The following is a 23607-nucleotide window of genomic DNA, read 5'->3' as shown; positions in this document are numbered from 1 at the left end:
TTGGCCTCCAGGGTGGGGGCGGCGGCGGGCTCTGGCCGGGATGGCGGGTGTGGCGTGCGGCATTTTTCCATCGGCTAATGATAAGCGATTTGCGCGCTGACCCCCACCACCTGGCCATCGCGCTATCGCCAGCTTGTAATTCGCTACACCAAAGCACTCAACTGCCATTTTCCGTCGCCCAGCAGCGTCAATTCCTGGGTGTGAAATTCCAGCAAACTACTGCGGTGTCCTACGCTGACCAGAATGGATTTGGGCAGCACCTGACGCAGGAGTCGGTACATGGCGTGCTCCAGACCTTCGTCCATGGCAGAGCTGGCTTCGTCCAGGAACACCACCTGCGGCTGGCTCAACAGTGCGCGGCCGATAGCCAGGCGTTGCTGTTCGCCCAGCGACAGGATACTGCCCCAGTCGGCCGTTTCGTCGAGCCGGCTGGCAAGGTGGCCGAGATGACATTGCTGCAGCACATGGGCGGCCTGATCGCTCATCAGAGGGATTGCCGGGTAATACAGAGCACCGCGCAAGGTGCCGAGCGGCAGGTAGGGTTTTTGCGGCAGGAACAGCGCCTGTTGTTCCACCGGGCGCGTCACGCTGCCGTCCACATAAGGCCACAGACCGGCGACCGCACGTAACAGAGTGGTTTTGCCGATGCCGGAGCGGCCGCGTATCAGCAGCGCAGTATTGGCAGTCAGGCTGAGATTGAGGTTTTCCACCAGTGCAACCTGTGCAGGGGTGCGTACGGTGAGTGCTTCAATGGTAACGCTGTGCTGGCTGGGTACGATGTGTGCGGAAGGGAGCAGGGCGGCGGCATCCATGCTGTCGAGAAAGCCGGTGAGACGAATGAGTACGGCACGGTAACCGGCGAATTCGTCGTATGAGCTGCGCAGGAAGGACAGGGCATCCTGCACCTGACCGAAAGCCTGAGCCGTCTGCATCATGTCGCCCAGGGTGATCTTGCCTGCCAGCAGGCGGGGTGCCTGCACGATGAACGGAAACACCACAGCAGCCTGGCTGATGGCGAGGTTGAAGCCCTGGAATTTGAGCGAGCGATAAACGATCGCCCACATATTCTGGATCACGCTGGCAAAGCGCGTTAGCAGATTGCCGCGCTCCACGGTTTCACCGCGAAAAAATGCGATGCTCTCGCCGTATTCACGCAGACGGATCAATGCATAGCGGAAGTTGGCGTTAAGTTGTTCGCTGAGAAAGCTGAGACGGATCAGCGGGCGCCCGATCCATACCGCAAACACCGTGGCCACAATCACATAGAGATAGACCAGAAAAACCATGGCGCGAGGAATCTCCACCCCAAACAACGCCAGGGCTCCTGACAGCCCCCACAGAATGACAGTGAACGCAAACAGCGAGACCACCGCGTCGAGCAGCCCCATCGACAGGTTGAGCGAGCCGCTGACGAAGCTCTCCACGTCCTGCTGGATACGCTGGTCCGGGTTGTCGGGGGCATTGGGCACATATTGGCTGCGATGGTAGCCTTGATGCGCCAGCCAGCGGTCGACCAGATTGTCGGTCAGCCACGCGCGCCAGTGAATCAGGAATGCCTGGCGCAGATAAAAGTTGAACAGCGTGCGCGTCACATGCACCGCCGCCAGTACCGCGAACACCAGCAGCATGAACCAGAACGCCTTGGCATCGAGTTTCTGCATGGCGGTATAAAACCCGTTGTACCAGAACGAAAACAGCACGTTCATGCGCACGGAAAACAGCGTCATCAGCACGATCAGCATCAGGCCGGCGAGCGGCAACAAGCTGCGTTTCGGGCTGAAAAACGCCCAGGTGAGACGGCGGAATTGACGCCCCCAGACCGTGAAGGTACCGAGCAGCGCAACGCTTGCGGTCATGCCCAGCATGCTGATGGCAAACGCCTTGCCGAGCCAGACGATACTGTCGAGGAGTTCGTGGTTCCAATCCATATTTTTGTTCCTTAGCGTCGAGACGTTCTTATGGCTGCCGAAGCAGCAGACAACAGCGCTGCGGTAAAGATTCAACTGCTATCGAACATGTTGCCTGTAAACCGGTCACACAAATGCAGCCAGAGCGGGTTAAAATCGGCTTTTTGAACATCAGGGAATCCAAATGAGCGAGCAAGACCAGCAGCAACCCGTTTTCGGGATCGAAAAACTCTACGTCAAGGACATGTCGGTGGAGGTGCCCAATGCACCGCAAATTTTTCTCGAGCGTGAAGCGCCGCAGATCGATGTGCAGCTTGCCACCCAGAACAGCAACGTGGGGGAGGGCGTGTTCGAAGTCGTGCTCACCGCCACCATTACCGCCAAGCTTGGCGAGAAGGTCATGTTCCTGGTAGAGGCTGCCCAGGCAGGAATTTTTCGCATCGAAAACGTGCCCGCCGATCAGATGGATGCAGTGCTGGGCATAGGCTGCCCGAATATCGTGTTCCCGTATTTGCGCGAGACCATCTCCGATGTAGTGAGCCGTGCCGGATTCCCTCCCGTTATTCTCAATCCGGTCAATTTTGAAGCCATCTATATGCAGCAACAGCAGGCTCCGGCCCCGGGCACGCCGCTTAACTGATATGAAACGACTGAGCCTGATATTAGCCCTGTCTGCGCTGTTTGCGCTGCCCGCGCAGGCGCTCGATTATCGTTCGGTTTCTGTGCCGGCAGCGATTTTGTACGATGCCCCTTCCAGCATGGCCAAGAAACTGTTTGTCGTCGGCCGCGGCTATCCGGTGGAAGTGGTCGTGAACGTGGACAACTGGCTGAAAGTGCGCGACAGCAGCGGCGCGCTGGCCTGGATAGAGGCCGGCAAGGTAGCTGCTACCAGCAAACATATGCTGGTGGTGAAAGCGGCGCAGGCCGAAATACGCAGCGCTGCGGAGGATGGTGCGCCCATTACCGCACGGGCCGAAAAAGGCGTCATGCTGGAATGGCAGGAAACCCTGCCCAATGGCTGGGTGCGGGTGCTGCTGCCCAACAATAGCAGCGGTTACATCAAACTCAGCCAGGTGTGGGGCGTATGAACATCACCGTCCTCGGCGCCGGTGCCTGGGGTACCGCGCTGGCGGTGGTGCTGGCTTCCCGTCATGCAGTCACGCTGTGGGCACGCGATGCCGATCAGATCGCCAGCATGAATGCGACACGCAGCAATCCGCGCTACCTGCCCGGCGTGACGTTACCGGATCAGCTTGGTCTCAAAGACGATCTGCCCGCTGCGTTGGCGCACGCGGAGCTGGTGCTGGTCGCCACGCCCAGCGGTGCATTTCGCAGTGTGCTGAAGCAATTGTCGGCACTTGATCAGCGCGCGCCGCTGGTCTGGGTATGCAAAGGCTTTGAAGCGGGCACCATGAAACTGCCGCACCAGGTCGCGCAGGAAGAGCTGCCCGATGAGGTGGCGCGGGGCGTATTATCCGGCCCCAGTTTTGCCCAGGAAGTCGCCGCCGGTTTGCCTACTGCGCTCACCCTGGCAACAAGCGATACGTCAGCATTGCGGGAAGCGGCCGCTGCGTTGCACGGCGGTCGTCTGCGCGTGTATACCAGCAATGACGTGATCGGCGTCGAACTGGGCGGCGCATTGAAGAATGTCATCGCCATCGCCGCCGGCATTTCCGATGGATTGCATTTCGGACATAACGCCCGCGCCGCGTTGATTACCCGTGGTGTGGCTGAAATCAGCCGCCTCGGTCTGGCGTTGGGCGGCCGAATGGAAACCTTCATGGGACTCACCGGCATGGGCGATCTGATCCTGACCTGTACCGGCGACCTGTCGCGCAATCGTCAGCTTGGCTTGCGCCTGGCCGCTGGCGAGAGCCTGGAAGCCATCTTGCGGGCCCTCGGCCACATTGCGGAAGGTGTTACCACCGCGCGCGAAGTGGACAAGCTGGCCACCAAGCTGGGTGTCGACATGCCCATTACCCATGCGGTATGCCGGGTGCTCTACGAAGGTGTGGCGCCGCGCGCCGTCGTCGACGATTTGCTGAACCGCGACCGCAAGGCGGAAAGCCTGCAGTAAAGTCATGCGCGTTCTGCGCTTGGTGAGTTTGTACTGATATGCTATACCGAACCTGCATGTTTCCATGACGGGTCAATATAAATCAGGAGGGTAGACGCATGATCAGGATGAATTCCGCTACTGCAGCGATTGGACTTGGTTTAACGATGGCGGGCTTGCTCGGCGGGTGCGGAAAAAAAGAACCAACTCCTGCCCCGGAAGTGACGCCAGCACCCCAGGCAGCAGTGACCCCGCCCGCTCCGGAGGTTGCACCTACGCCAGCACCACCCTCAACCCCGGCTGCGACACCCCCCGAATCAGTCCCGGCCAGTGTCTCCAGTGCAGAATCGTTGATGAAAAAAAGTGATTGTTTCTCCTGCCACAAGGTTGATGCCAAGCTGGTGGGGCCGGCGTATGCATGGGTTGCCTACCGCTTCAAGGATGACGCGAATGCTGCAGATAAACTTGCTGCCGCCATCAAGAACGGCAGCGCCGGGCAATGGACTGCCTATACGGGTGGCATACCGATGCCGCCCCATCCGCAACTGTCCGACACCGATATCAAGACCATGGTCAAGTGGGTGCTGAGCCAGACGCCGGTAGCGCCACCCAAGCCGTAGTGCCCGCAAGGATCGGTTTTTCGACTGAACCAGGACGAATGATCATTCCTGCCCCGACCTGGATTTTTGGATATTGCAAAAGTGATCCGGGAGGTGCTATGCCTCTCAAGATTCAGTATAAAGTTGGAAGCCCGGCAATAGTGCGCGGCCGGGTCGATGCAAGTGGCGCACCCATAACGGAGAAGGAGTCATAAATAATGAAAATCAGACTGATCGGCTTGGCTGTCGCCGCAACATTTGTCCTGGTGCCTGGGCAACAGGTTTTTGCTGAAGAGTTTGCACCTTACGGTACTGCCAAGGTAGACATGCACGCGATGCCGGTCACCGACACGGTGTTCGACGTCAACTACGATGACCCGCAGAAGCTGAATCTGCTTTACAACTATATCAAGAATACCCAGAAGGTCACGCATGGCAAGGTGGTGGTGGTGACCCACGGCCCCGAGTTGCGCGCGTTTGCGAAGGAAAATTACCAGAAATACCAGGGCATTGTGGACAAGATGGCGGAACTGGCGAAAGACGGGGTGGAGTTCAAGATGTGCAATAACGCCATGCATGCTGCCGGCTTCAATGCTGAGGACATGCACGGTTTCATTACCGTGGTGCCGGCCGGATTTCCAGAAATCGCCTACTGGGAAGGTCGCGGGTACAAATACATCAATCCGCTTCCGCTCTCCACCAAAGACGTTCGTTACATCGACCAGCCGCAACTGAAAAAATAGTCCGTTTATTGCGAAACCGAAACCGAAACCGGCCCGTAGCGGGCCGGTTTCGGAATTTCCGGGCACTTATCGTCCCGCCAATCCCTGGCGTTTGAGAAATTCCAGCAAAATTTTCAGGCGCGTCGTGCTGTCATTCATTTCCAGCAAATCCTGCCTGGCGGAGGGCTTGATCGGCAGGGCCTCCGCCAGCCGATAACCGACCCAGGCGGCATTATCCATTTGCAACGGGGTAAAGTGTGATTCGCCCAGTTCCTCGATGATGTGCCGCAACACATCCTGGCAGGCAGCATATTCAGCCGGTATCGACTGGGCGGTTTCCTGGGGCAATATGCTGACTTGAGCGCTGATCAGGCCATTCGCACCGACCCTGCTGTCTTCGATCAGAAAACGCTGTTCGCCGCGTGCGGTAATCTGCAATATCCCCAACTGCGGCATATCCCAGTGGGTGATGCGCGCCAGCGTGCCGACGGCATGGGGGGTCGCCGGCTCACCGACTTCTTCACCGGCCTGAATCAGGCACACACCAAATGGCAGATGGTCTTTCATGCAGGTTTTGGCCATGTCCATGTAGCGCTGCTCAAAGATTTTCAGCGGCAACAGGCTGTCGGGATAGAGCACCGTATTCAGCGTGAAAATCGGAATTTCCAGGGTTTGCACGTTATGTATCCGATCAAATATCAGCGGCAGATTTTTCTTTAACCAATTCAAGCCGGATCACCCTTCGCGTCTCCCCAGCGCGGCATCAGTTGGTGCGTAATATGGAGATGGTCGAGGATGCGTGCCACCACGAAATCAACCAGATCCTCGACACTCCGGGGATGGTGATAGAAGCCGGGATTGGGTGGCAGGATGACCGCGCCGAGCCGGGCCAGTTTCAGCATGTTTTCCAGATGCAATGCGGAATAGGGCGTTTCGCGCGGTACCAGGATGAGTTTGCGCTGTTCCTTGATGGTCACGTCGGCAGCCCGCTCGATGAGGTTGTCGGCCAGCCCCTGTGCAATGGCTGCCAGTGTGCCCATGGTGCACGGGCAAACCACCATGGCATCCGCCGGATTCGAGCCGGAGGCGACCGGCGCAAACCATTCCTCGCGGCCGAATGCGCGCAACTGGCCGGGTTGGGCGTGGTAACGCTGGCCGAGAAAAGACTCCAGTTCGGCGGCGCGCGCAGGCAACGTGAGATCCAACTCCTGTTTGGCGACGATATGCGCGGCGCTGGAAGTCAGCAGATAAACCTGTACCTCCGCTTGCAGCAGGCATTCCAGCAGACGCAGGCCGTAAGGCATGCCTGAGGCACCGGTCAGGGCGAGCGTGACGGTACGTGGGGGATTCATGCGGGCTCCTCAGAGACGGTGGCCGGGGGTGGCGTTGCCAGCAGGTGCGCTGCAACCAGCCCGTTGACCAGGCCAAATACCAGTGCGGCAGCGGCGAATACAGGGGTAAGGTAGAGCACGCCCGATGTCGGGATCAGCCAGAAATAGACGATCGCCATTTGTCCGGCGATATGTGCAAAAGCGGCAAGTATGCTCAGGCTGACCGCGCCGAACAGCTGTTCAGGCAGGCGCTGCGCCAGCCACAGCACGGCCAGGCTGGCCATTGCGCCGCCTGCGCTGAGGAAAAATCCGGGCGTCAGGAAGCTGCCCAGCAACAGACTGCCTGCCACCACCCGCAACGCCGAGACCCACGCTGCAGTGCGCATGCCATGCTGTTTCAGTACCAGTAAGGTGACGATGTTCGCCAGTCCGGGTTTGACGCCGGGCAGCGGGGAGGGCAGCGCCGCTTCCATCATGGTCAGCCCGATCGCCAGCGCCGCCATGCGCGCGATGCGGTGATCCTCCGGACTGGCATTCAGCTTAATAGTTGAGGCTGTCATAGCTTTTGACGCGTCCTGCGATTTCCACACTGACCTGATTGGGCAGGCAGATGGCGGCCTGCCCGGCACGGCTCAGCCAGCCCTGATGCACGCACAGCTGGCGCGGACCGGGGTCGGACAATACGCGCGCGCGCTTGTCTTCGATCTCGACGCGGGTAGTGCCCAGCGGGCCGGGCACATCGATAGTGCGCGGATGGTTGAGCGAGGTTTCCAGAAACAGGTGGCCGCCGCGTTTGATGACCAGACGCTGCCCGGGCGCGCCAAACCAGAATGCGAGTGCCAGGCTGGCGACGGTGACGCCGCCCGCTGCCAGCACCATCCAGTCGCCGGGACGCAACAGGTGGTGAAATTTCAAGCCAGCTCCCGATGGCGTACCAGGGTTTGCTGGGTGGCGACAAAATGCGCGGCAAGATGCTCGGCAAAATACACCGAACGATGCTGGCCGCCGGTACAACCGATGGCGACGGTGAGATAGGCGCGGTTGTCGGAAATGTAGCAGGGCAGCCATTTGGTCACATAGGCGCGAATGTCGGCAAGCATGTCGGCGACCTCGGGCACGCCATCAAGGAATGCGATCACATCGGCGTCGCGTCCGGTTTGCGGGCGCAGTTTAGGGTCGTAGTGCGGATTGGGCAGGCAGCGCACGTCGAACACCAGGTCGGCATCGAGCGGGATGCCGTGCTTGAAGCCGAACGAAGCGAAAAGTAGCGTGAAGCTGGCATTTTCCAGCGCGATAATATCCTTGATCCAGGCGCGCAGGCTGTTGGTGGAAAGATCGCTGGTGTCGATGCGCTGGCCCAGTTCGGCGATGTCGCCGAGCAGGTCGCGCTCGTGCACGATCGCCTCGCGCAGCGAACGCGTGTCGCTGCTCAGCGGATGACGGCGCCGTGTTTCAGAAAAACGCCGCACCAGCGTTTCAATTTTGGATTCAAGAAAAATCACACGCAAGTCCACCTGCTTGCGCAATTCGGTGACCAGGCCGGGCAGTTCCAGGAACGATTCGCCGCTGCGTGCATCGACGCTGATGCCCGCCTTGTCGTATCCATGTTCAGACAGGAAGCGGATGGTTTCCGGCAACAGATTGGCGGGCAGGTTGTCGATGCAATAATAGCCTGCGTCTTCCAGTACATTCAGTGCAATACTCTTGCCGGAACCGGACAAACCGCTGATCAATACCAGGTGCATCATGGGTTATCGTCCATGAACTGTTGCTGGCGGGTGACGAACTGCTCGGCACTGTTGATGCCGCGCATGCGCAGGATGTGATTGCGCGCCGCAACTTCCACCAGTACAGCCAGGTTGCGCCCGGCGGCAACCGGGATGCGGACCTTGGGGACGGTGACGCCAAGGATGACTTCGCTGGATGCATGCATGTCGAGGCGTGAAATATTTTCACTCCCGTCTTCTTCGGGGGCCTTCAGGTGCACGATGAGCTTGAGGTTTTTTTGCAGCTTGACCGCCGTGTCGCCGAACAGGGTGCGGATGTTGAGAATGCCCAGGCCACGCACTTCCAGAAAATCCTGCAACAGCGGCGGGCAATGGGTTTCAAGCGTTTCGGGCGCGACTTTGTACATGTCCACCATGTCGTCCGCGACCAGGCGGTGACCGCGTGTGATCAGTTCCAGCGCCAGCTCGCTTTTGCCCACTGCCGCGTCGCCGGTAATCATGACGCCGATGCCGATGACTTCGAGCATGACCCCGTGCACGCTGGTGGATTCAGCCAATACCTGGGTGAGGTAGTGAGACAGTACCGGCATGAGCTGCGGACTGGGCTGTGGTGAGGTAAACAGGGGCGTCTGGCTGGCTCTGGAAGTTGCCAGCAGATCCGGCGGCACCGGTTCGCCATTGGCCACAATAATCGCGGCCAGCTCGGTGGAAAACAGGCTGCGGATGGCCTGCGCCATGGCTTCGCTGCCGAGACTGCGCAGGTAGTCCATCTCCGCGCAACCCAGTACCTGGACGCGGTTCGGATGGACGAAATTGAGATGGCCGACCAGTGCCAGCGAGGGCTTCTGCACGGTGTCGCTAGCCAGTAGCCGCTCGCCGCCCTGTTTTCCGGATAGCCAGTGGAGCTCCAGAGTCTGGCGCATCGCCTCATACATCCGGCTGACCGGAATCGAGGCGATCATCAGGCGCTCCAGGCTGCGATCAGGGCGTGCACGGACGCCGCATCGGGAGCCGTCATCAAGGCTTCGCGCAAGTGCTTGTCACTGAACATTTGCGCCAGTTCGCCGAGGATTTGCAGATGCAGGTCATTGGCCTGCACAGGGACCAGCAGGGTAAACAGGATGGTGACGGGTGCATTGTCAGGGGCATCAAATTCAACCGGTGTACGCAGGCGCAGCAATGCACCACTGGCCTGTTTGAGGCCCTTGATGCGGCCATGCGGGATGGCAATGCCATGGCCGAGTGCGGTTGAGCCGAGTTTCTCGCGCGCCAGCAGACTGTCGAAAATCGTAGCGTGCGGCAGCGCGATACTTGTTTCAAACAGCGCAGCGATGTATTCGAACAGGCGCTTTTTGCTGCTGACCTCCACATCCAGCAGGATGTGTGAAGGGGGCAGCAGCGGGAGAATCAGGTTCATGTTGTCCGGTTATTCGGGTATGTCGGAAACTTGATGTTTGATGGCCCCTTGCGCCTGATGGACATCGCCGTGTTTTTCCTTGTGCTTGACTACCTGGCGGTCGAGTTTGTCGGTGAGGCCGTCAATCGCTGCATACATGTCGGCATCTTCGGCCTGCACGAAAATATCCTTGCCGCGCAGGTGAACGTTGGCTTCCACGATATGTTTGAGTTTTTCCACAGTCATGATGACGTTGATGTCGATGACATGATCGAAGTGACGTCTGACTTTTTCCATTTTGGAGACAACATAGCTGCGAATGGCGGGGGTGATTTCCAGATGATGGCCGGTGATGGTGAGATTCATGTTGTTCCTTTCATGCGGTTAAAGCGACTTGCGCTGACTGGCGGGCGATATTTGCAGGGACTCCCGGTATTTGGCAATGGTGCGGCGTGCCACCACGATACCTTGCTGACCGAGCAGGTCTGCAATCTGTCCGTCGGATAGGGGTTTCTTGCTGTTTTCAGCGGCGACCAGTTGTTTGATCAGCGCGCGGATGGCGGTGGCAGAACAGGCACCCCCGGTCTCGGTACTAACATGACTGCCGAAAAAGTATTTAAGTTCATAAATGCCACGCGGCGTCATCATGAATTTTTGCGTGGTGACGCGTGAAATGGTGGATTCATGCAGTTCCACGACCTCGGCAATCTCGCGTAGCACCAGAGGGCGCATGGCCACTTCGCCATGCTCGAAAAAATGGCGCTGGCGGTCAATAATGCTTTGCGATACTTTAAGGATGGTATCGAAACGTTGCATGACGTTCTTGATCAGCCATTTGGCTTCCTGCATCTGGCTGGCCAGGTGCTGATGGCTGCTATCGCGGTTGCGCGACAGAATGTCGGCGTACATGCGGTTGATGCGCAGTTTGGGCATGGCGTCGGGGTTGAGGCTCGCCACCCACAGACCTTTGACTTTTTTTACAATGACATCCGGAACGATGTAACGCGTATCCGATTCGCCAAAGCATGCCCCCGGTTTGGGGTTGAGATGGGTAATCAGATCGCGTGCCACGCGTAGCTCATCATCATCGCAATGCAGTTTGCGTTTCAGCCCGCTATAGTCGCGCGATCCCAGCTCGTGCAAATGCGTGCTGGCTATGGTCAGCGCACAATCGCGATGCGGCGTATCCTCCGGCAGCGCCAGCAATTGCAGAGTCAGGCATTCCGACAGGTTGCGTGCGCCGATGCCGGTGGGCTCGAGGTTTTGTAAATTTTTAAGTGCGATCTGCAGGTCGTCGAGCTCGACTTCCAGTTCGGGCGGCAGCATTTCGAGAATGTCCTGCAGGCTTTGGGTCAGATAACCGCCATCGTCCAACGCATCGATCAACAGCAGCACCAGGCGTTTGTCGCGCTCCGACAAGGGGGTGAGATTCAGCTGCCAGGACAGATGATCGCGCAGCGAAGTAGTCTCGAAAGAAGGTTGCTGATAATCGCGGTCTTCGTCGTCATCATCGGGCGATCCGTAATTGCCCTCGCTTTCCCAGTCCATGTCGCCTAGTTCGCGTGTTTCCGGCTCCGGAGTATTGTCGGCCACGCTGCTGGTTTCGGTAGGTGCTTCGCTGCGCAGCTCGGGATCGCTACCGTTGATATGGGTTTCACCGTCATCCAGATTGTCCACGCGCTCCAGCAATGGGTTGTCCTGGAGCATTTGCTCCAGTTCCTGGTTCAGCTCAAGCGTGGACAATTGCAACAGACGGATAGACTGCTGCAACTGTGGCGTCAACGTGAGATGCTGTGATAGCTTGAGTTGTAGACTGTGTTTCATGTTTGGGTATCAGGTCCCAAGCCTGCTGCGTACTATTAAGACTATCTACGGAATAGTTGCTGTTTACTTGAGGAAAGCGGAGATCACAGACGGAAATGCTCGCCCAGATAAACCTTTCTTACATTTTCATTGTAAATGATTTCATCGGGCTTGCCAGCAGCCATCACCGTACCTTCGTTGATAATGTAGGCGCGGTCGCAGATGCCCAGCGTCTCACGCACATTGTGGTCGGTGATCAGGACGCCGATGTCGCGCTCGGTCAGGAAGCGGATCAGTTTCTGGATATCCAGCACGGCAATCGGATCAATCCCCGCGAAGGGTTCGTCGAGCAGGATGAAGCGCGGATTCATCGCCAGTGCGCGGGCAATTTCCACGCGCCGCCGTTCGCCGCCGGACAGGCTGATGGCGGGGGCGTCGCGCAGATGGGAGACGTGCAGGTCTTCGAGAAGGTTGTCGAGATGGGTATCGATCTCGGCTTCGGAATAATTCTTGAGCTCGAGGATGGCGCGGATATTTTCCGCCACCGTGAGCTTACGGAAAATGGACGCTTCCTGCGGCAGATAGCTCAAGCCCAATGCGGCGCGGCGGTGGATCGGCATGGCGCCCAGATTATTGTCGTCCAGGCTGATATGCCCGGCATCCAGTCGTACCAGGCCGACGATCATGTAAAAACAGGTGGTCTTGCCGGCCCCGTTGGGGCCGAGCAGGCCGACGACTTCGCCGCTGCGTACTTCCAGTGATACATCCTTGACTACCAGGCGCGACTGGTAGCTCTTTCTGAGGTGTTCTGCCTTGAGTTCGCTCATGGGGTCTTCTGTATGCCATTGGTCGGTTTGGGTGGCAACGGTGCTGTAGGGGGGGCTGCCGGGCCGGGTTTGGCGGGTTTCGGCTGGATTATCGCGCTTACCCTGCCTTTGCGGCCGGACGGTGAGCCAGCCGCATTGTTGCCGCCTTTGACTTCAAAAAATTCCGTATTGGAATTGTAGGAGATATAGCTGCCGCGTAAATCGTCGGCGCCGCGCTTGAGATGGGCGTTGTCAAATAGCTGCAGCGTTCCGGGTTTGCCATCGTATTGCATGCGATCGGCATAGCCCTCGATATATTCATCCACACCATCGCGCTTCTGGCGGAAACTGACCGGGTTGCCATAGGCGGTGGCGCTATTGAAGCCCTCCGCATCCTGATGCACCACAATCTTGTCGGCGTGCAGGGTCATGGTGCCTTGCACCAGCACGACATTGCCGAGATAAACGCTGACCTTGCGCAGGTCATCCACGGTGACGCTGTCTGCTTCGATGTTGACGGGTTTGCTGCGGTCGGCCTTTTCGGCCAGCGCAGGACCTCCCGCCAGAAGCAGGGTCAACAGCAGCAATACGGCTGCGAACGGAGATTTAATGAATGGGTTCATAGTGGGTTTTGACGTGATGGGAGAGTAGCAGTTCGCGGGTTTGACTATTCAATTGCAAGGCGCCGGCATGAATGACGATATTCTTGCCTTGTACCAGGACGGGACGATTGCTGAGCATCAGGTGCTGCTTGGGTATCACCTTGAGGTATTCCGTGGTCAGGGTAAGCGGGCCTTGTGCATCGTGCAGGTCGCGCACCAGTATCACTTTGCCGGTAAAGATAATGATATCGCCCTTGCTGGACACAAATCCATGTGCGGATCGTACATTCACGGTGCCGCCTTGTTTGTCGAATGCAGTAAAGTCGGGCGCTTCCAGTTGCGTGGTATCGTCGTCAAGGAAATGTTCGGTCTTGCGCGCACGAAGCGTATTTTCCGGCTTGCCGGCAAGGTCGGTACGCGTGGCACTAAAGTTTTCCACAATATAATCGGCAATGTGTTTGCGGGTGAGGGGGTTTTCGGTACTGGGTGCCTGCAGCGCATATTGCAGCCACAGTGAGAGACCCGCCAGGGCTGCAAGTAGACCAATGGGAAACCAGATAGCAGCACGATAATTCATTGCAGGTAATGGGCGATGACTTGAGCGTAAGTATCCTGTGCCTGCATGATGAATTCGCAGGCTTCGCGCACCGCTCCGCAACCGCCACCCAGCGTCGTCGTGAAGTGCGCGTGTTGTTTGACCACGGCAGGCGCTGCCGGCACCGAGATGGCAAGACCGCAGCGGATCAGCACCGGCAGATCGATGACATCGTCACCCATATAGGCGGTTTGTGCTGCCGACAGGCCCAATTTTTCCAGCAGATGCAGGTAGGCCTCCAGTTTGTTGTCCACGCCCTGGTAAACATGAGCGATGCCTAGGTTGTGCGCACGGTGGGTCACCACTTGCGAACTGCGCCCGGTGATGATGGCGGTATCCACCCCGGTGCTTTTGAGCATTTTCAGGCCGTGACCATCGAGCGAATTGAAAGCCTTGTATTCACGTCCGTCCTCATCAAAAAACAGGCTGCCATCGGTCATCACGCCGTCTATATCGAAGATGGCCAGCTTGATTGACTGGGCGCGTTGGTGCGCGATATCCAAGGTATGTTTCTGCATCAGACTACACCTGCGCGCAGCAGGTCGAGCATGTTGAGTGCGCCAATGAGCCGGTTATCCTCATCCACCACCAGCATGCCGTTGATGTTGTGGCTTTGCATTTTTTCCACCGCGGCAACGGCCAGCGCATCGGCACCGATGCTGCGCGGGTTGGCGGACATCACCTGATGGATGGGGGTGATGCGAATGTCGATGGCCTTTTCCAGCACGCGGCGCAAATCGCCGTCGGTCAAGATGCCGATCAACCGGCCGTTGTCGTCTTCCACCGCCGTCATGCCCAGTCCCTTGCGGGTCATTTCCAGCAATGCTTCAGGCAACAAGGCATTGGCATTCACATGCGGCAGCGCATCGCCCGCGTGCATCACATCGCGCACATGCACCAGCAGCTTGCGCCCCAGCGAACCGCCGGGGTGGGTGCGTGCGAAGTCGTCGGCGCTGAAGCCGCGTGCCTCCAGCAAAGCAACTGCCAGCGCATCGCCGAGTGCCAGTACCGCAGTGGTGCTGGCGGTCGGGGCGAGGTTGAGCGGGCAGGCCTCCTGCGCCACGCTGGCGTCGAGGTGCACGTCGGCTTCGCGCGCCAGGGTGGAGTTGGGGTTGCCGGTCATGGAAATGAGGCGCGCGCCGCGCCGTTTGATCAGCGGCACGATGCTGGTGAGTTCGGCGCTCTCGCCGGAATTGGACAATGCGATGCATACGTCTTCAGCGGTGATCATGCCCAGATCGCCATGGCTGGCTTCGCCCGGATGCACGAAAAAAGCCGGCGTGCCGGTACTGGCCAGGGTGGCGGCAATCTTGTTGCCGACGTGCCCGGACTTGCCCATGCCGCTGACTACCACGCGTCCCCGGCACGCCAGGATCAGCGTCATCGCTGCAGTGAAGCTGCTGTCCAGGCGATTTCCCAGGGCTTCGACGGCGCCGGCCTCGATGCTGAGTACGCGGCGCGCCAGCGTCAACGCGGCGGCATGGTCGAATTTAGGTGGAGAGGTGTCGGGCATGGCGGTTATCGTATTTTTGGCTGTCTTCCGGATACGGGTGGAGTATACAAGACGCCCCCGCTATTGCGGTAGCTGCGCGTAGCCCCTAATCTTGAGGCTATGCATACTACCCTCGGCTTCGTCCTGATTCTGCTCGCTGCCGCCGTGATCGTTTCGGCGCTGTTTCGCGCATTACGTTTACCCTCCATGCTGGGCTATCTTCTGGTGGGCATCCTGGTCAGTCCGCACGCCTTCAGCTGGATACCCGACAGCCAGGACACGCGCCATCTGGCCGAATTCGGCGTGGTGTTCATGATGTTCAGCATTGGCCTGGAGTTCAGTCTGCCCAAGCTGAAAGCCATCCGCACCACGGTATTCGGATTTGGCGGCGCGCAGGTCATGGTGTCCATTTTGCTGGTGATGGCAGTGGCCTGGGGAGCCGGGTTGCCGTGGGCGGCCGGACTGGCGCTGGGCGGGGCGTTGGCGATGTCGTCCACCGCCATTGTCAGCAAGATGCTGGCAGAGCGGCTGGAACTGCAATCCCAGCATGGCCGCCAGATGATCGCCGTGCTGCTGTTTCAGGACCTGGCCGTGGTGCCGTTGCTGATCCTGACGCCGACCTTGGCGGCAGGCAGCGAAAACCTGTGGGTGGATCTGGGCTGGGCGAGCGCTAAAGCCGCCGTGGTGTTGTTCGTGCTGCTGTTCATCGGGCAAAAATTGATGCGCCCCTGGTTCAGCATGGTGGCCGGTCACAAATCCTCCGAGCTGTTCATGCTCAACGTGCTGCTCATCACCCTCGGGCTGGCCTACCTCACCGACCAGGCCGGATTGTCGCTGGCGCTGGGCGCATTCCTGGCGGGCATGCTGATTTCCGAAACCGAGTTTCGCTATCAGGTGGAAGACGACATCAAGCCGTTCCGCGATGTGCTGCTGGGACTGTTCTTCGTCACCATCGGCATGCTGCTGGATTTGCGCGCAGTGTGGGCGTATCTGGGCTGGGTGGTGCTGGTGCTGGCCGCGCTGGTGTTGCTCAAAGCTGCGCTGGTGTGGGGGCTGGGGCGCCTGTTCGGCAACGAGTCGCCGGTGGCCATGCGCACCGCGCTGGGCCTCGCGCAGGGCGGCGAATTCGGGTTCGTGCTGCTGGCGCAGGCGGGAAGCCTGAACCTGATTCAGGGCGCCGCGCTGCAAATCGTGCTGGCTGCGGTAGTGCTGTCGATGATGATCGCGCCCGTCATTATCCAGTATACCGATACGATCACCGGGCGTTTGTGCGGCGGCGAATGGGCCGGGCGCGCCAGGGAGTTGCACGACATCGCAGTGAAAAGTTTTGCAGCCGACGCGCACCTGATTATTTGCGGTTATGGCCGCAGCGGGCAAAGTCTGGCGCGCCTGCTGGAATCCGAAAATATCCCCTACATTGCGCTGGACGTCGACCCCACTCGCGTCAAGGCGGCCGCCGCAGCGGGTGAGAATGTCGTGTTCGGCGATGCGGCGCGGCGCGAAGTGCTCAAGGCCGTCGGGCTGAATCGCGCACGTGCGCTGGTGGTCTCCTTCGCCAACCTGCCGGGCGCGATGAAAATTCTTGCCGTGGTGCAGGAGCTCCGTCCCGACCTGCCGGTGATCGTACGCACCGTGGACGACACCGACCTGAATACGCTGAAACAGGCAGGCGCCGCCGAAGTCGTGCCGGAGGTACTGGAAGGTTCGCTGATGCTGGCTTCCCATGCCCTGCTGCTGCTCGGCGTGCCACTCACCCGCGTGCTGAAAAAACTGCGCGGCGTGCGCGAGCAGCGCTATGGGCTACTGCGCGGATTCTTCCGTGGTGCGACCGACGAAATGGCCGAGCTGTCGGAAATCGCCCAGCCGCGCCTGCTGTCGGTGCTGATTACCGCGCAGGCGGCAGCAGCCGGCAAAACCCTGGCCAAAACCGGCATACTGAAACTGGGTGTGGAAGTCATCGCGGTGCGCCGCCGCAATATCCGCGGCCTCGATCCGCAGCCGGAAACGCAGGTGCTGGCGGGCGATGTGCTGGTGCTGCGCGGGATACCCGAGAATCTGGCGGCGGCGGAGATCAGGTTGTTGCAGGGGTAATTTGAAAGCTAGGAGTGGCACCAGTACCCAAAAGCCCCCGTTCAGAGCCCTATCTGAGTTGAGCCAAACTCAGAAAGCGAGACACACCGTGTAACTGTTGCCATCAGCATAGGCAACCCCGCTTTTGGCCGAATCGGTGGTGCTTCCCGCTTGTGCGCGCATCGTACCTGTTGCGCCATTCCCGTCATCTAATGTGGTGTCCAATTGCTGAGCCAGCTTAAATGGAATGTTCTGGGAACAGATGTAGTAGCTTCCAGACATCCCGAGAATTGGGGCACTCATTTGGATGCCTACTCTGCCACCTTCCGCATTGGTTGGGAGGCTTGCAGTAGCAATACTAGTAAAATCAGTCGACCCCGCCGACAAATTTGCTAGCCGGACATGTTGCCAAAAGCGGACGCTTTCGACATCAAGGTTTTCGGTACTAACGGGAGAATTCCAGCTGCCATCAATTATTCCGTCGCCATTGCCATCGACAGTTGTTGCGCCAAAACGAGCTTTTGCACTATTGTCGTCCCCCGGTAGCCGCTTGTATTTGTCCTGATAGCCATAAATGAGCACGGGAATGTTCCTGAAATCGGCCGCGAGGTTTTTTACCTTCGCGCTATTGATCAGCTCCTGGCCTTTCATTACGCCGCCCAGCAAAAGGCCGATGATCACCAGAACGATGGCGATCTCGATCAGTGTGAACCCGTTCTGTTTTTGCATGTTTTTCATTGGTATCTATCCCGGCTATATGATGGGTGATAAATTTCTCTGCAAGAATCGCACCATATTTTGGCGATGATGATGTTTTTAACGCACTGTTTCTAAAGTGAATTTATTTGTATTTTTAAAGCCGGCTCTATGCGGATGAGTGCGATTGCCGAGTTCTCGACAGGGGTGGCGAAAAATTGTCAAAATTCCGCGCGTTTGCTGGGTTTGCTATCCTGTGCGAACTTCAGGAACTGAGCCAAAGTCAGCTTTCCGGACTCACGGGCATTCCTCAAGCCGCCATTTCCGCTATTGAGAATGGCCGGGTTAATCTCGGTGTCGAGCGCGCCAAGGTTCTTGCCCGCGCCCTCAAGTGCCATCCCGCAGTGCTGGTTTTCCCTGGTTGGGAGATTTCTGTTGAGGTGGCCGCATAACTCAACGCGCTGGAGAAGAGGCTTCGGTTGGCATGCATGGGCGCTACGCCATGCACATATGCTATTTTGTAAATAGCGAATCCGATTTCTAATTTTCTTTGTGGCATAACGGCTGTGCCTCATTCAGGAAAGGGTGGTCACCATGTCAGGGAACGAAACAAGGGAAGGTGAAAGGCGTGAAACAATTGACGAATTGTCTGATCTGTTTGTCGTGGTTCAGGAGATGGGACGAAGGCTTGCCAATGAAACTCACGGAAATTCATATTCCCAGGTAAGCCAGCTTAATGAGCTCCTTCATCAAGCACGTATCCAATTGAACAAGATTAAAGATGGCACCGTCGAAGGTGGCTAACTGTCCAAGCCCAACCCCTCATTCCAGTCCAATCCAATAGGGTGAAACGCCCTTCGGTTATTGTGCCTTGCGCGCTCAACCGTGCGCGCGCAGGTAGCGCGCGGTTAGCTCATTCGTTGGGGGTTTAGATCACCCGGACTTAGAATATCGCCTTGAGCAAAAAACGCCGGAAGCAAGATCATGAATTTCACTATCGTGCACGAACAGGAAGATGGCGGACGTTGGCTGGCTGAGGTGCCAGAGTTGCCAGGTGTCCTGGCTTATGGTGCTAACGCTCAGGAAGCCATGCCCAAGGCTGGGGCGCTCGCACTTCGCGTTATCGCCGAGCGTCTTGAGCATGGCGAAAGCCGGGCGATCGCAATAAATATTTCCATCCCTGTTGCTGCATGAGCCAGTGGCCTTCGGCCAGAGCAAAGCGAGTTCTCTCTGCCTTGTTCCGGCCCGGCTGGGAAATCAAGCGCCAGTCCGGCTCTCACAGAACGCTTAGCCGTCCCGGATTCCCCGACTACGTGTTTGCCTTTCGCGATGGTGAAGAGATTGGCACCAGGATGTTGGCCCGCATCGCAAAGCATACGGGGCTATCTCCCCGCGACTTATAGCCCCAACCCGGCATTCACCCGGACGGGGGATTCTAATTCCAGTCGCACCTTTTACCCATACGTTTATATGGCAACAAATGTTGTCTTGTGCTAGTCTGAACCCATGAAGAAGACCCGGTTTGAGTGGGATGCAGACAAGGATGCAGAAAACCAGAGCAAACACGGGGTATCGCTTTCTTTGGCCCAGCATGCTTTTTCCGATCACAACCGGGTCATAGCGGAAGACCTTGCACACAGCAAAAGCGAGCAGCGTTACTTTTGCTTCGGCGAGGTTGACGGGGGCATTCTCACGGTCCGTTTTACTTATCGTGGCGGCGTTATTCGCATCTTTGGCGCCGGCTATTGGCGGAAGGGAAAGACAATTTATGAGCACGAAAACGAGTAAAGCGAGTTCCGCTAAAATTAAATATACCAGCGAGCCTATCGAGGCCAAGGTTGTGCGGGATTTTCTCCCCCCGCCGGAAGAACTGGCGTTCCGCGAAGAAGGAGTAAAGGTCACCATTGCTTTAAGCAAGAAAAGTGTCGACTTTTTCAAGTCCGAGGCTTCAAAGCACCACACGCAGTATCAGCGCATGATTCGGAAGCTCATCGACACTTACGTGGATACTTATGCAGAACCCATAACCCCTCGCTCGACACGGGTCGCTCGCAAGACCGGTAGGGCGCAATAACCAGTGGGCATTGAGCCGAACGCCTCACTCCGCGATACTGCCGACATGCGAGAACGGGGCCGGAACGATCAGGCATAACATGAAAAAATCAGTTAGCCACAGAGAACACGGAGTTCACAGAGGCGCTGGGGTTCGCAGGGAGAGGTGTTTTGTCACCCAACACGCATACAATTGGTTGCCGTAAATATTCACTGTGCCCTGTGGCTTGAATTGCGGTTTTCAGGATGAATGGTCTCAAGATTATGGTGTCGCTAATTGACTGAACAAACCGCAAAGCCCGTGCCGACGCGCTTCCGCCTCGCCACCCAGCTGCCCGACATTCATCCCAACCTCTGGCTTGGACTGATGTTGCTGATGCTGCATTTTTCTGTAGTGTTCGGTAACGACGCGTACTGGACCCGCCCCTTCTTGCTTGCGCATTACGGTTTGTTTCTGCTCTGGCAACCCGTGGTCGGTGGAGACAAGAAGCTGGATCCGCGTCTTGCTGCGCTGATTTTCGCTGCGGCGATGCTGCTGGTGTTCTGGAGCTGGTGGGTACTGGCGTTGTGGGTGGCGGTATTGATCGGCCTGGTGGGCACCAATGCCACCAGTGTCGAGTCGCGTCCCCAGCGCCTGGTTTATCTGCTGGCGTTGGCCTATCTGCTCGCCCTGTTGCTGGCCTGGGTCGTGCCGCACGTATTCAGCACCAATCAGTTGCATTCGGCAGTGGCGCTCGTCGTGCGTTACGGGCTGATTCCACTGCCGCTGGCGATCGTGCTGATTCGTCCCGGTGCACGACAGGTGCAGCAGATCAGCGTGGTGGATTTGTTCTACGGCTTGATGTTGTTCCTGATGGTGCTGGTGTTGGTGCTGGGCAGTTTTGCGGTGGTTGCCGTGACGCAAACCGATTATCTGATCGCGCTGGCCGAGATGCTGATTGCCATGGCCCTGCTGCTGGTGGTGCTGAGCTGGCTGTGGAATCCGCGCGCCGGGTTTGGCGGGCTGAGCCAGTTGCTATCGCGATACCTGTTATCGGTCGGGCTGCCGTTCGAACAATGGATACAGCACCTCGCGCGGCAGGCGGAATATCAGCACGACCCCGAGGCATTTATCCGCGCTGCGGTGGCCAGTCTCGATGATCTGCCCTGGCTGGCAGGCGGAAGCTGGGCCACCGCCAAAAGTAGCAGCAGTTTTGGTACGCAGACAGCGCATGTGCTCAACTTCACTTACCACGGGCTGGAACTCCGCTGGTACACCCAACGCCCGATTTCACCTGCGCTGCAAATTCATGCCAACCTGCTGTCGCAGTTGCTCGGCTATTTTTATCAGGCCAAATTGCGCGAGCAGAAATTGCAGCACAACGCCTACACCCAGGCGATTTATGAGACCGGCGCGCGCCTCACGCATGATGTCAAGAATCTGCTGCAATCCATGAAGACCCTGGTGGCCGCCGCGCAGAACAGCGACCCGGAACAAGCCGAAGCACTGCAAGCCCTGATGCAGCGCCAGCTGCCGCAAATGACCCAACGCCTGCAAGGTACCCTGGACAAGCTAAAAGCCCCGCAGCAGGCCGATGACAGCCTGATCGGCGCCGCCCTGTGGTGGGAGCGCGTGCTGCAGCACTATGCGCGTGACAACATCGAATTCGTCATGCATCCTGCCGCCCTCGGCTGTTCACTGCCGCAGGATCTGTTCGACAGCGTGCTCGACAACCTGCTTGGCAACGCGCTACGCAAGCGCCAGGAAGATAAATCGGTCAGCATCAGCGTGCGCCTGGAATGCGCGGAACAGGTCACGCTGAGCGTATGCGATAGCGGCGAGGCGGCGCCCGATGCAGTGGCGGCGCATCTGTTCGATGCCCCGGTAGGTTCGGAACATGGTCTGGGCATAGGCCTGTACCAGGCTGGCAAGCAAGCGGCGCAACTTGGCTATATGCTGCGGCTGGCGAGTAACCGGGATGGGGAGGTATGCTTTACGCTGAGCAGCCAGCCGGGGTGAAGCTTACGGCAGCTTGCCGGCGGCAACCATGCGGTTGTAGAGGATGTTGGGGGAAATCCAGACAACCATGTCGTCGAATTCACCGCCGACTGTTGTGGCTGTGCCAGCAGGCGCCGGGGTGCGGCTGAAGTAGGTGAGTGAATTGGGGCTGATATTCTGTTTTTCATCCAGATTGCTGGCTGGGACGCTGCTTTGAGCAATGAAATCGGCACTCAGCGCACCGTAACCGTTTTTGCCCAGCGAAAACACAGTCGCCGGTATTGTTGAGCTGATCGTGACTATTGTTCCGGTTGTATTGCGAGTCTGAATAGTGATCGTATTCGTTGAGTTAAGTGATGTGGTATCCAGCGTAAAGGGGTTGCTGGTATCGGCAAATTTTGTAGCTACTGCGTACCGGATTAAATTATTCCAGGCGTCCTTGTTATTTACACCTAACGTGTCCCAAGGGATATAACCCGTTGCGATGACGCTGGTCGTGCAGTTGTTGATTGCTTTGCCGTTTGGATTTCCGGTGATTGCGTCTTTATCAGAAGGGCAAGGCAATACGCCATGCGAGAGTGTATAGCCGATTAATGCTTCCTTGATTTCATCGAGCGTGCGCTGGGTTTCTGCACGTTGGCGCTGTTCGATCTGGGCACCGAGTGGCACCAGCGCACCACCAACCACCAGCGTGAGAATAATCAACACGATGGCCATTTCGATCAACGTGAAGCCACGCGCGTGAGAATCTTGTCGACACACAGTATGGATAGTGTGCATCTTCATTCCTAATGACACGTTATGATGCCAGCTTGCCCGGACGTGGTCTTGGCAGTGCAGTATCTCAGATTGAGTTGCGCAATGAAATTTGAGTTGGATGTTGTATAACCGACGACCGTTTCCCAGCTGTGGTTGTTGGCATCTTTGTCTGTGAGCATTTTTTTCGTATAGCTATCGTAGGACAGCAGGTCATAATCCAGTGGGCTGGTTGGGTAAGAGTGCTCGGGGAGTTGATGTAAATAGGCGTAGCGCAAGCCCGAGTCAGGAGGGGTGCTGGCACCCATGATGGTGGTGTCTGTTCCAATGATGATATTAGCAATCCGTCGCTCGACTACTGAGAACAGGTCGTGATGTGTCACGGTTAGTAATTTATCGTTGAAAGTTCCCGCAGGACCCTGGGTCACGAATTGGTTGTCGCCATCATTGTTGCTGCCTTCCAGGTAATTGCTGATGAGTGGCGGTGAGGAGGCTGTTGGGATGGGGCGCACCTGCCCGGCAATCGGTGGCCCTGCCGAAAAAATAATCGCTACCGCGCTGTTCGGCACGCCATCCACGGTTAATTGCGCTTGTGTCATGCTGTTAATTGGCGACGAGCGAAAACCGTTGGAAATGGCGTACCACAATTTTTCGCCGTAGCCGTCACGGATGTCACCTATTTTAAGGGTTTTCCAAGGTAGGCGCCCGCTAGCTGGAAGCGTACATGAGCTGGCTGCTGTCCCTTCAGTGGGCAAGCCTATGAGACTCAGATCTTCGGGGCAGGGGAGTTGTCCGGGTGTGTAATTGCTTGTATTGCTTGAACGCGAAGCTGACCACCCGATCAACGCTGTCTTCGCCTCCGCCAGCGCGACCGCAGTCTTCTTGTCCCGCTCATTCTGTATTGCGGAACTCGACAGCATGCCGACGAACAGGGTTACCGCGAGGACGCCCAGCGCAATCACCAGCAGGATCAGCAACGCGCCGCGTTGCTGCCTGGGCAGGGAGGGCGGGGTGCGCAT

General features: G+C 57.9%; 31 protein-coding genes. 13 read left to right on the top strand and 18 right to left on the bottom strand.

Going from position 1 to position 23607, the window contains the following annotated elements:
• Positions 1–143: 143 nt before the first annotated feature.
• Positions 144–1928 (bottom strand): ABC transporter ATP-binding protein/permease, encoded by a 1785-nt coding sequence (locus ACFDAU_RS13745; protein WP_413437460.1) that lies wholly within the window; start codon positions 1926–1928, stop codon positions 144–146.
• Positions 1929–2091: 163 nt separating this feature from the next.
• On the opposite strand from ACFDAU_RS13745, the gene secB reads away from it, so the two are divergent.
• The 5 genes from secB (at position 2092) to ACFDAU_RS13720 (ending at position 5305) form a co-directional block, all read left to right on the top strand.
• Positions 2092–2547: a protein-export chaperone SecB gene (gene secB / locus ACFDAU_RS13740; protein WP_413437459.1), complete on the top strand. Its 456-nt coding sequence runs from the start codon at positions 2092–2094 to the stop codon at positions 2545–2547.
• Position 2548: 1 nt separating this feature from the next.
• Positions 2549–2995 (top strand): SH3 domain-containing protein, encoded by a 447-nt coding sequence (locus ACFDAU_RS13735; protein WP_413437458.1) that lies wholly within the window; start codon positions 2549–2551, stop codon positions 2993–2995.
• Positions 2992–3984: an NAD(P)H-dependent glycerol-3-phosphate dehydrogenase gene (locus ACFDAU_RS13730; protein ID WP_413437457.1), complete on the top strand. Its 993-nt coding sequence runs from the start codon at positions 2992–2994 to the stop codon at positions 3982–3984. The genes ACFDAU_RS13735 and ACFDAU_RS13730 overlap by 4 nt, the downstream gene beginning before the upstream one ends.
• A gap of 98 nt (positions 3985–4082) precedes the next feature.
• Positions 4083–4583, top strand: a complete 501-nt coding sequence (locus ACFDAU_RS13725; protein WP_413437456.1) for a c-type cytochrome — start codon at positions 4083–4085, stop codon at positions 4581–4583.
• Positions 4584–4780: 197 nt separating this feature from the next.
• Positions 4781–5305, top strand: a complete 525-nt coding sequence (locus ACFDAU_RS13720) for a DsrE family protein (RefSeq protein WP_413437455.1) — start codon at positions 4781–4783, stop codon at positions 5303–5305.
• Positions 5306–5371: 66 nt separating this feature from the next.
• On the opposite strand, the gene ACFDAU_RS13715 is transcribed toward ACFDAU_RS13720, so the two are convergent.
• The 14 genes from ACFDAU_RS13715 to ACFDAU_RS13650 form a co-directional block, all read right to left on the bottom strand.
• Positions 5372–5962: an LON peptidase substrate-binding domain-containing protein gene (locus tag ACFDAU_RS13715; RefSeq protein WP_413437454.1), complete on the bottom strand. Its 591-nt coding sequence runs from the start codon at positions 5960–5962 to the stop codon at positions 5372–5374.
• A 47-nt stretch (positions 5963–6009) separates the two neighbouring features.
• The gene (locus ACFDAU_RS13710) at positions 6010–6636 is read right to left on the bottom strand and encodes a flavin prenyltransferase UbiX (protein WP_413437453.1); all 627 of its coding nucleotides are present in this window, start codon (positions 6634–6636) and stop codon (positions 6010–6012) included.
• Positions 6633–7175: a Gx transporter family protein gene (locus tag ACFDAU_RS13705; RefSeq protein ID WP_413437452.1), complete on the bottom strand. Its 543-nt coding sequence runs from the start codon at positions 7173–7175 to the stop codon at positions 6633–6635. Before ACFDAU_RS13705 ends, ACFDAU_RS13710 begins: the two co-directional genes overlap by 4 nt.
• A complete protein-coding gene (locus ACFDAU_RS13700; protein ID WP_413437451.1) occupies positions 7156–7530 on the bottom strand; it encodes a NusG domain II-containing protein in 375 nt (124 codons plus the stop codon). The genes ACFDAU_RS13705 and ACFDAU_RS13700 overlap by 20 nt, the downstream gene beginning before the upstream one ends.
• Positions 7527–8360 (bottom strand): RNase adapter RapZ, encoded by an 834-nt coding sequence (gene rapZ / locus ACFDAU_RS13695; RefSeq protein WP_413439552.1) that lies wholly within the window; start codon positions 8358–8360, stop codon positions 7527–7529. The genes ACFDAU_RS13700 and rapZ overlap by 4 nt, the downstream gene beginning before the upstream one ends.
• Complete coding sequence (hprK, locus tag ACFDAU_RS13690) at positions 8360–9301, bottom strand: HPr(Ser) kinase/phosphatase (RefSeq protein ID WP_413439551.1); 942 nt, start codon at positions 9299–9301, stop codon at positions 8360–8362. The genes rapZ and hprK overlap by 1 nt, the downstream gene beginning before the upstream one ends.
• A gap of 2 nt (positions 9302–9303) precedes the next feature.
• Positions 9304–9759 (bottom strand): PTS IIA-like nitrogen regulatory protein PtsN, encoded by a 456-nt coding sequence (ptsN, locus tag ACFDAU_RS13685; RefSeq protein ID WP_413437450.1) that lies wholly within the window; start codon positions 9757–9759, stop codon positions 9304–9306.
• Between the two features lie 9 nt (positions 9760–9768).
• A complete protein-coding gene (gene hpf, locus ACFDAU_RS13680; protein ID WP_413437449.1) occupies positions 9769–10104 on the bottom strand; it encodes a ribosome hibernation-promoting factor, HPF/YfiA family in 336 nt (111 codons plus the stop codon).
• 18 nt (positions 10105–10122) lie between these two features.
• Complete coding sequence (locus ACFDAU_RS13675; RefSeq protein ID WP_413437448.1) at positions 10123–11562, bottom strand: RNA polymerase factor sigma-54; 1440 nt, start codon at positions 11560–11562, stop codon at positions 10123–10125.
• An 83-nt stretch (positions 11563–11645) separates the two neighbouring features.
• Positions 11646–12368 carry an LPS export ABC transporter ATP-binding protein gene (gene lptB, locus ACFDAU_RS13670; RefSeq protein WP_413437447.1) on the bottom strand — a complete coding sequence of 241 codons (723 nt, stop codon included), beginning with the start codon at positions 12366–12368 and terminating at the stop codon, positions 11646–11648.
• On the bottom strand, positions 12365–12970 hold the full coding sequence (gene lptA / locus ACFDAU_RS13665; RefSeq protein ID WP_413437446.1) for a lipopolysaccharide transport periplasmic protein LptA: 606 nt from the start codon (positions 12968–12970) through the stop codon (positions 12365–12367). Before lptA ends, lptB begins: the two co-directional genes overlap by 4 nt.
• On the bottom strand, positions 12954–13526 hold the full coding sequence (lptC, locus tag ACFDAU_RS13660) for an LPS export ABC transporter periplasmic protein LptC (RefSeq protein WP_413437445.1): 573 nt from the start codon (positions 13524–13526) through the stop codon (positions 12954–12956). The genes lptA and lptC overlap by 17 nt, the downstream gene beginning before the upstream one ends.
• Entirely contained in the window at positions 13523–14062 is a 540-nt protein-coding gene (locus tag ACFDAU_RS13655; protein ID WP_413437444.1) for a KdsC family phosphatase, read from the bottom strand. The genes lptC and ACFDAU_RS13655 overlap by 4 nt, the downstream gene beginning before the upstream one ends.
• Positions 14062–15057: a KpsF/GutQ family sugar-phosphate isomerase gene (locus ACFDAU_RS13650; RefSeq protein WP_413437443.1), complete on the bottom strand. Its 996-nt coding sequence runs from the start codon at positions 15055–15057 to the stop codon at positions 14062–14064. The genes ACFDAU_RS13655 and ACFDAU_RS13650 overlap by 1 nt, the downstream gene beginning before the upstream one ends.
• A 99-nt stretch (positions 15058–15156) precedes the next feature.
• On the opposite strand from ACFDAU_RS13650, the gene ACFDAU_RS13645 reads away from it, so the two are divergent.
• Positions 15157–17127 (top strand): monovalent cation:proton antiporter-2 (CPA2) family protein, encoded by a 1971-nt coding sequence (locus ACFDAU_RS13645; protein ID WP_413437442.1) that lies wholly within the window; start codon positions 15157–15159, stop codon positions 17125–17127.
• Positions 17128–17196: 69 nt separating this feature from the next.
• On the opposite strand, the gene ACFDAU_RS13640 is transcribed toward ACFDAU_RS13645, so the two are convergent.
• The gene (locus ACFDAU_RS13640; RefSeq protein WP_413437441.1) at positions 17197–17844 is read right to left on the bottom strand and encodes a type II secretion system protein; all 648 of its coding nucleotides are present in this window, start codon (positions 17842–17844) and stop codon (positions 17197–17199) included.
• A gap of 176 nt (positions 17845–18020) precedes the next feature.
• On the opposite strand from ACFDAU_RS13640, the gene ACFDAU_RS13635 reads away from it, so the two are divergent.
• The 7 genes from ACFDAU_RS13635 (at position 18021) to ACFDAU_RS13605 (ending at position 21853) form a co-directional block, all read left to right on the top strand.
• Positions 18021–18254 carry a helix-turn-helix domain-containing protein gene (locus ACFDAU_RS13635; protein ID WP_413437440.1) on the top strand — a complete coding sequence of 78 codons (234 nt, stop codon included), beginning with the start codon at positions 18021–18023 and terminating at the stop codon, positions 18252–18254.
• Between the two features lie 142 nt (positions 18255–18396).
• Positions 18397–18606 carry a hypothetical protein gene (locus ACFDAU_RS13630; RefSeq protein WP_413437439.1) on the top strand — a complete coding sequence of 70 codons (210 nt, stop codon included), beginning with the start codon at positions 18397–18399 and terminating at the stop codon, positions 18604–18606.
• 180 nt (positions 18607–18786) lie between these two features.
• Positions 18787–18996, top strand: coding sequence for a type II toxin-antitoxin system HicB family antitoxin (locus ACFDAU_RS13625; RefSeq protein ID WP_413437438.1), 210 nt, complete (start codon positions 18787–18789; stop codon positions 18994–18996).
• Positions 18993–19205, top strand: a complete 213-nt coding sequence (locus ACFDAU_RS13620; protein WP_413437437.1) for a type II toxin-antitoxin system HicA family toxin — start codon at positions 18993–18995, stop codon at positions 19203–19205. The genes ACFDAU_RS13625 and ACFDAU_RS13620 overlap by 4 nt, the downstream gene beginning before the upstream one ends.
• 103 nt (positions 19206–19308) lie before the next feature.
• On the top strand, positions 19309–19590 hold the full coding sequence (locus ACFDAU_RS13615) for a BrnT family toxin (RefSeq protein ID WP_413437436.1): 282 nt from the start codon (positions 19309–19311) through the stop codon (positions 19588–19590).
• A complete protein-coding gene (locus ACFDAU_RS13610) occupies positions 19571–19876 on the top strand; it encodes a hypothetical protein (protein WP_413437435.1) in 306 nt (101 codons plus the stop codon). The genes ACFDAU_RS13615 and ACFDAU_RS13610 overlap by 20 nt, the downstream gene beginning before the upstream one ends.
• Positions 19877–20131: 255 nt before the next feature.
• Positions 20132–21853 carry a sensor histidine kinase gene (locus ACFDAU_RS13605; RefSeq protein ID WP_413437434.1) on the top strand — a complete coding sequence of 574 codons (1722 nt, stop codon included), beginning with the start codon at positions 20132–20134 and terminating at the stop codon, positions 21851–21853.
• Between the two features lie 3 nt (positions 21854–21856).
• On the opposite strand, the gene ACFDAU_RS13600 is transcribed toward ACFDAU_RS13605, so the two are convergent.
• Together ACFDAU_RS13600 and ACFDAU_RS13595 are read right to left on the bottom strand one after the other, a co-directional pair.
• Entirely contained in the window at positions 21857–22612 is a 756-nt protein-coding gene (locus tag ACFDAU_RS13600) for a type II secretion system protein (RefSeq protein WP_413437433.1), read from the bottom strand.
• Between the two features lie 8 nt (positions 22613–22620).
• On the bottom strand, positions 22621–23607 hold the full coding sequence (locus ACFDAU_RS13595) for a hypothetical protein (protein WP_413437432.1): 987 nt from the start codon (positions 23605–23607) through the stop codon (positions 22621–22623).

The sequence above is a fragment of the Sulfuriferula sp. GW1 genome (assembly GCF_047300855.1).
Classification (GTDB): domain Bacteria; phylum Pseudomonadota; class Gammaproteobacteria; order Burkholderiales; family Sulfuriferulaceae; genus Sulfuriferula.
This window is presented reverse-complemented; position numbering and strand designations above follow the sequence as displayed.

What these genes read in the sequence shown, in the direction of transcription:
- rapZ (WP_413439552.1), bottom strand. Translation starts at nt 8,360, where the DNA reads ATGCACCTGGTATTGATCAGCGGTTTGTCCGGTTCCGGCAAGAGTATT.
- ACFDAU_RS13730 (WP_413437457.1), top strand. Translation starts at nt 2,992, where the DNA reads ATGAACATCACCGTCCTCGGCGCCGGTGCCTGGGGTACCGCGCTGGCG.
- ACFDAU_RS13625 (WP_413437438.1), top strand. Translation starts at nt 18,787, where the DNA reads ATGAATTTCACTATCGTGCACGAACAGGAAGATGGCGGACGTTGGCTG.
- ACFDAU_RS13710 (WP_413437453.1), bottom strand. Translation starts at nt 6,636, where the DNA reads ATGAATCCCCCACGTACCGTCACGCTCGCCCTGACCGGTGCCTCAGGC.
- ACFDAU_RS13600 (WP_413437433.1), bottom strand. Translation starts at nt 22,612, where the DNA reads ATGCACACTATCCATACTGTGTGTCGACAAGATTCTCACGCGCGTGGC.
- ACFDAU_RS13720 (WP_413437455.1), top strand. Translation starts at nt 4,781, where the DNA reads ATGAAAATCAGACTGATCGGCTTGGCTGTCGCCGCAACATTTGTCCTG.
- ACFDAU_RS13735 (WP_413437458.1), top strand. Translation starts at nt 2,549, where the DNA reads ATGAAACGACTGAGCCTGATATTAGCCCTGTCTGCGCTGTTTGCGCTG.
- ACFDAU_RS13725 (WP_413437456.1), top strand. Translation starts at nt 4,083, where the DNA reads ATGATCAGGATGAATTCCGCTACTGCAGCGATTGGACTTGGTTTAACG.
- lptC (WP_413437445.1), bottom strand. Translation starts at nt 13,526, where the DNA reads ATGAATTATCGTGCTGCTATCTGGTTTCCCATTGGTCTACTTGCAGCC.
- ACFDAU_RS13675 (WP_413437448.1), bottom strand. Translation starts at nt 11,562, where the DNA reads ATGAAACACAGTCTACAACTCAAGCTATCACAGCATCTCACGTTGACG.
- lptB (WP_413437447.1), bottom strand. Translation starts at nt 12,368, where the DNA reads ATGAGCGAACTCAAGGCAGAACACCTCAGAAAGAGCTACCAGTCGCGC.
- secB (WP_413437459.1), top strand. Translation starts at nt 2,092, where the DNA reads ATGAGCGAGCAAGACCAGCAGCAACCCGTTTTCGGGATCGAAAAACTC.
- ACFDAU_RS13630 (WP_413437439.1), top strand. Translation starts at nt 18,397, where the DNA reads ATGTCAGGGAACGAAACAAGGGAAGGTGAAAGGCGTGAAACAATTGAC.
- ptsN (WP_413437450.1), bottom strand. Translation starts at nt 9,759, where the DNA reads ATGAACCTGATTCTCCCGCTGCTGCCCCCTTCACACATCCTGCTGGAT.
- ACFDAU_RS13645 (WP_413437442.1), top strand. Translation starts at nt 15,157, where the DNA reads ATGCATACTACCCTCGGCTTCGTCCTGATTCTGCTCGCTGCCGCCGTG.
- ACFDAU_RS13705 (WP_413437452.1), bottom strand. Translation starts at nt 7,175, where the DNA reads ATGACAGCCTCAACTATTAAGCTGAATGCCAGTCCGGAGGATCACCGC.
- ACFDAU_RS13615 (WP_413437436.1), top strand. Translation starts at nt 19,309, where the DNA reads ATGAAGAAGACCCGGTTTGAGTGGGATGCAGACAAGGATGCAGAAAAC.
- ACFDAU_RS13650 (WP_413437443.1), bottom strand. Translation starts at nt 15,057, where the DNA reads ATGCCCGACACCTCTCCACCTAAATTCGACCATGCCGCCGCGTTGACG.
- ACFDAU_RS13655 (WP_413437444.1), bottom strand. Translation starts at nt 14,062, where the DNA reads ATGCAGAAACATACCTTGGATATCGCGCACCAACGCGCCCAGTCAATC.
- ACFDAU_RS13640 (WP_413437441.1), bottom strand. Translation starts at nt 17,844, where the DNA reads ATGAAAAACATGCAAAAACAGAACGGGTTCACACTGATCGAGATCGCC.
- ACFDAU_RS13610 (WP_413437435.1), top strand. Translation starts at nt 19,571, where the DNA reads ATGAGCACGAAAACGAGTAAAGCGAGTTCCGCTAAAATTAAATATACC.
- hpf (WP_413437449.1), bottom strand. Translation starts at nt 10,104, where the DNA reads ATGAATCTCACCATCACCGGCCATCATCTGGAAATCACCCCCGCCATT.
- ACFDAU_RS13745 (WP_413437460.1), bottom strand. Translation starts at nt 1,928, where the DNA reads ATGGATTGGAACCACGAACTCCTCGACAGTATCGTCTGGCTCGGCAAG.
- ACFDAU_RS13595 (WP_413437432.1), bottom strand. Translation starts at nt 23,607, where the DNA reads ATGCGCACCCCGCCCTCCCTGCCCAGGCAGCAACGCGGCGCGTTGCTG.
- ACFDAU_RS13620 (WP_413437437.1), top strand. Translation starts at nt 18,993, where the DNA reads ATGAGCCAGTGGCCTTCGGCCAGAGCAAAGCGAGTTCTCTCTGCCTTG.
- lptA (WP_413437446.1), bottom strand. Translation starts at nt 12,970, where the DNA reads ATGAACCCATTCATTAAATCTCCGTTCGCAGCCGTATTGCTGCTGTTG.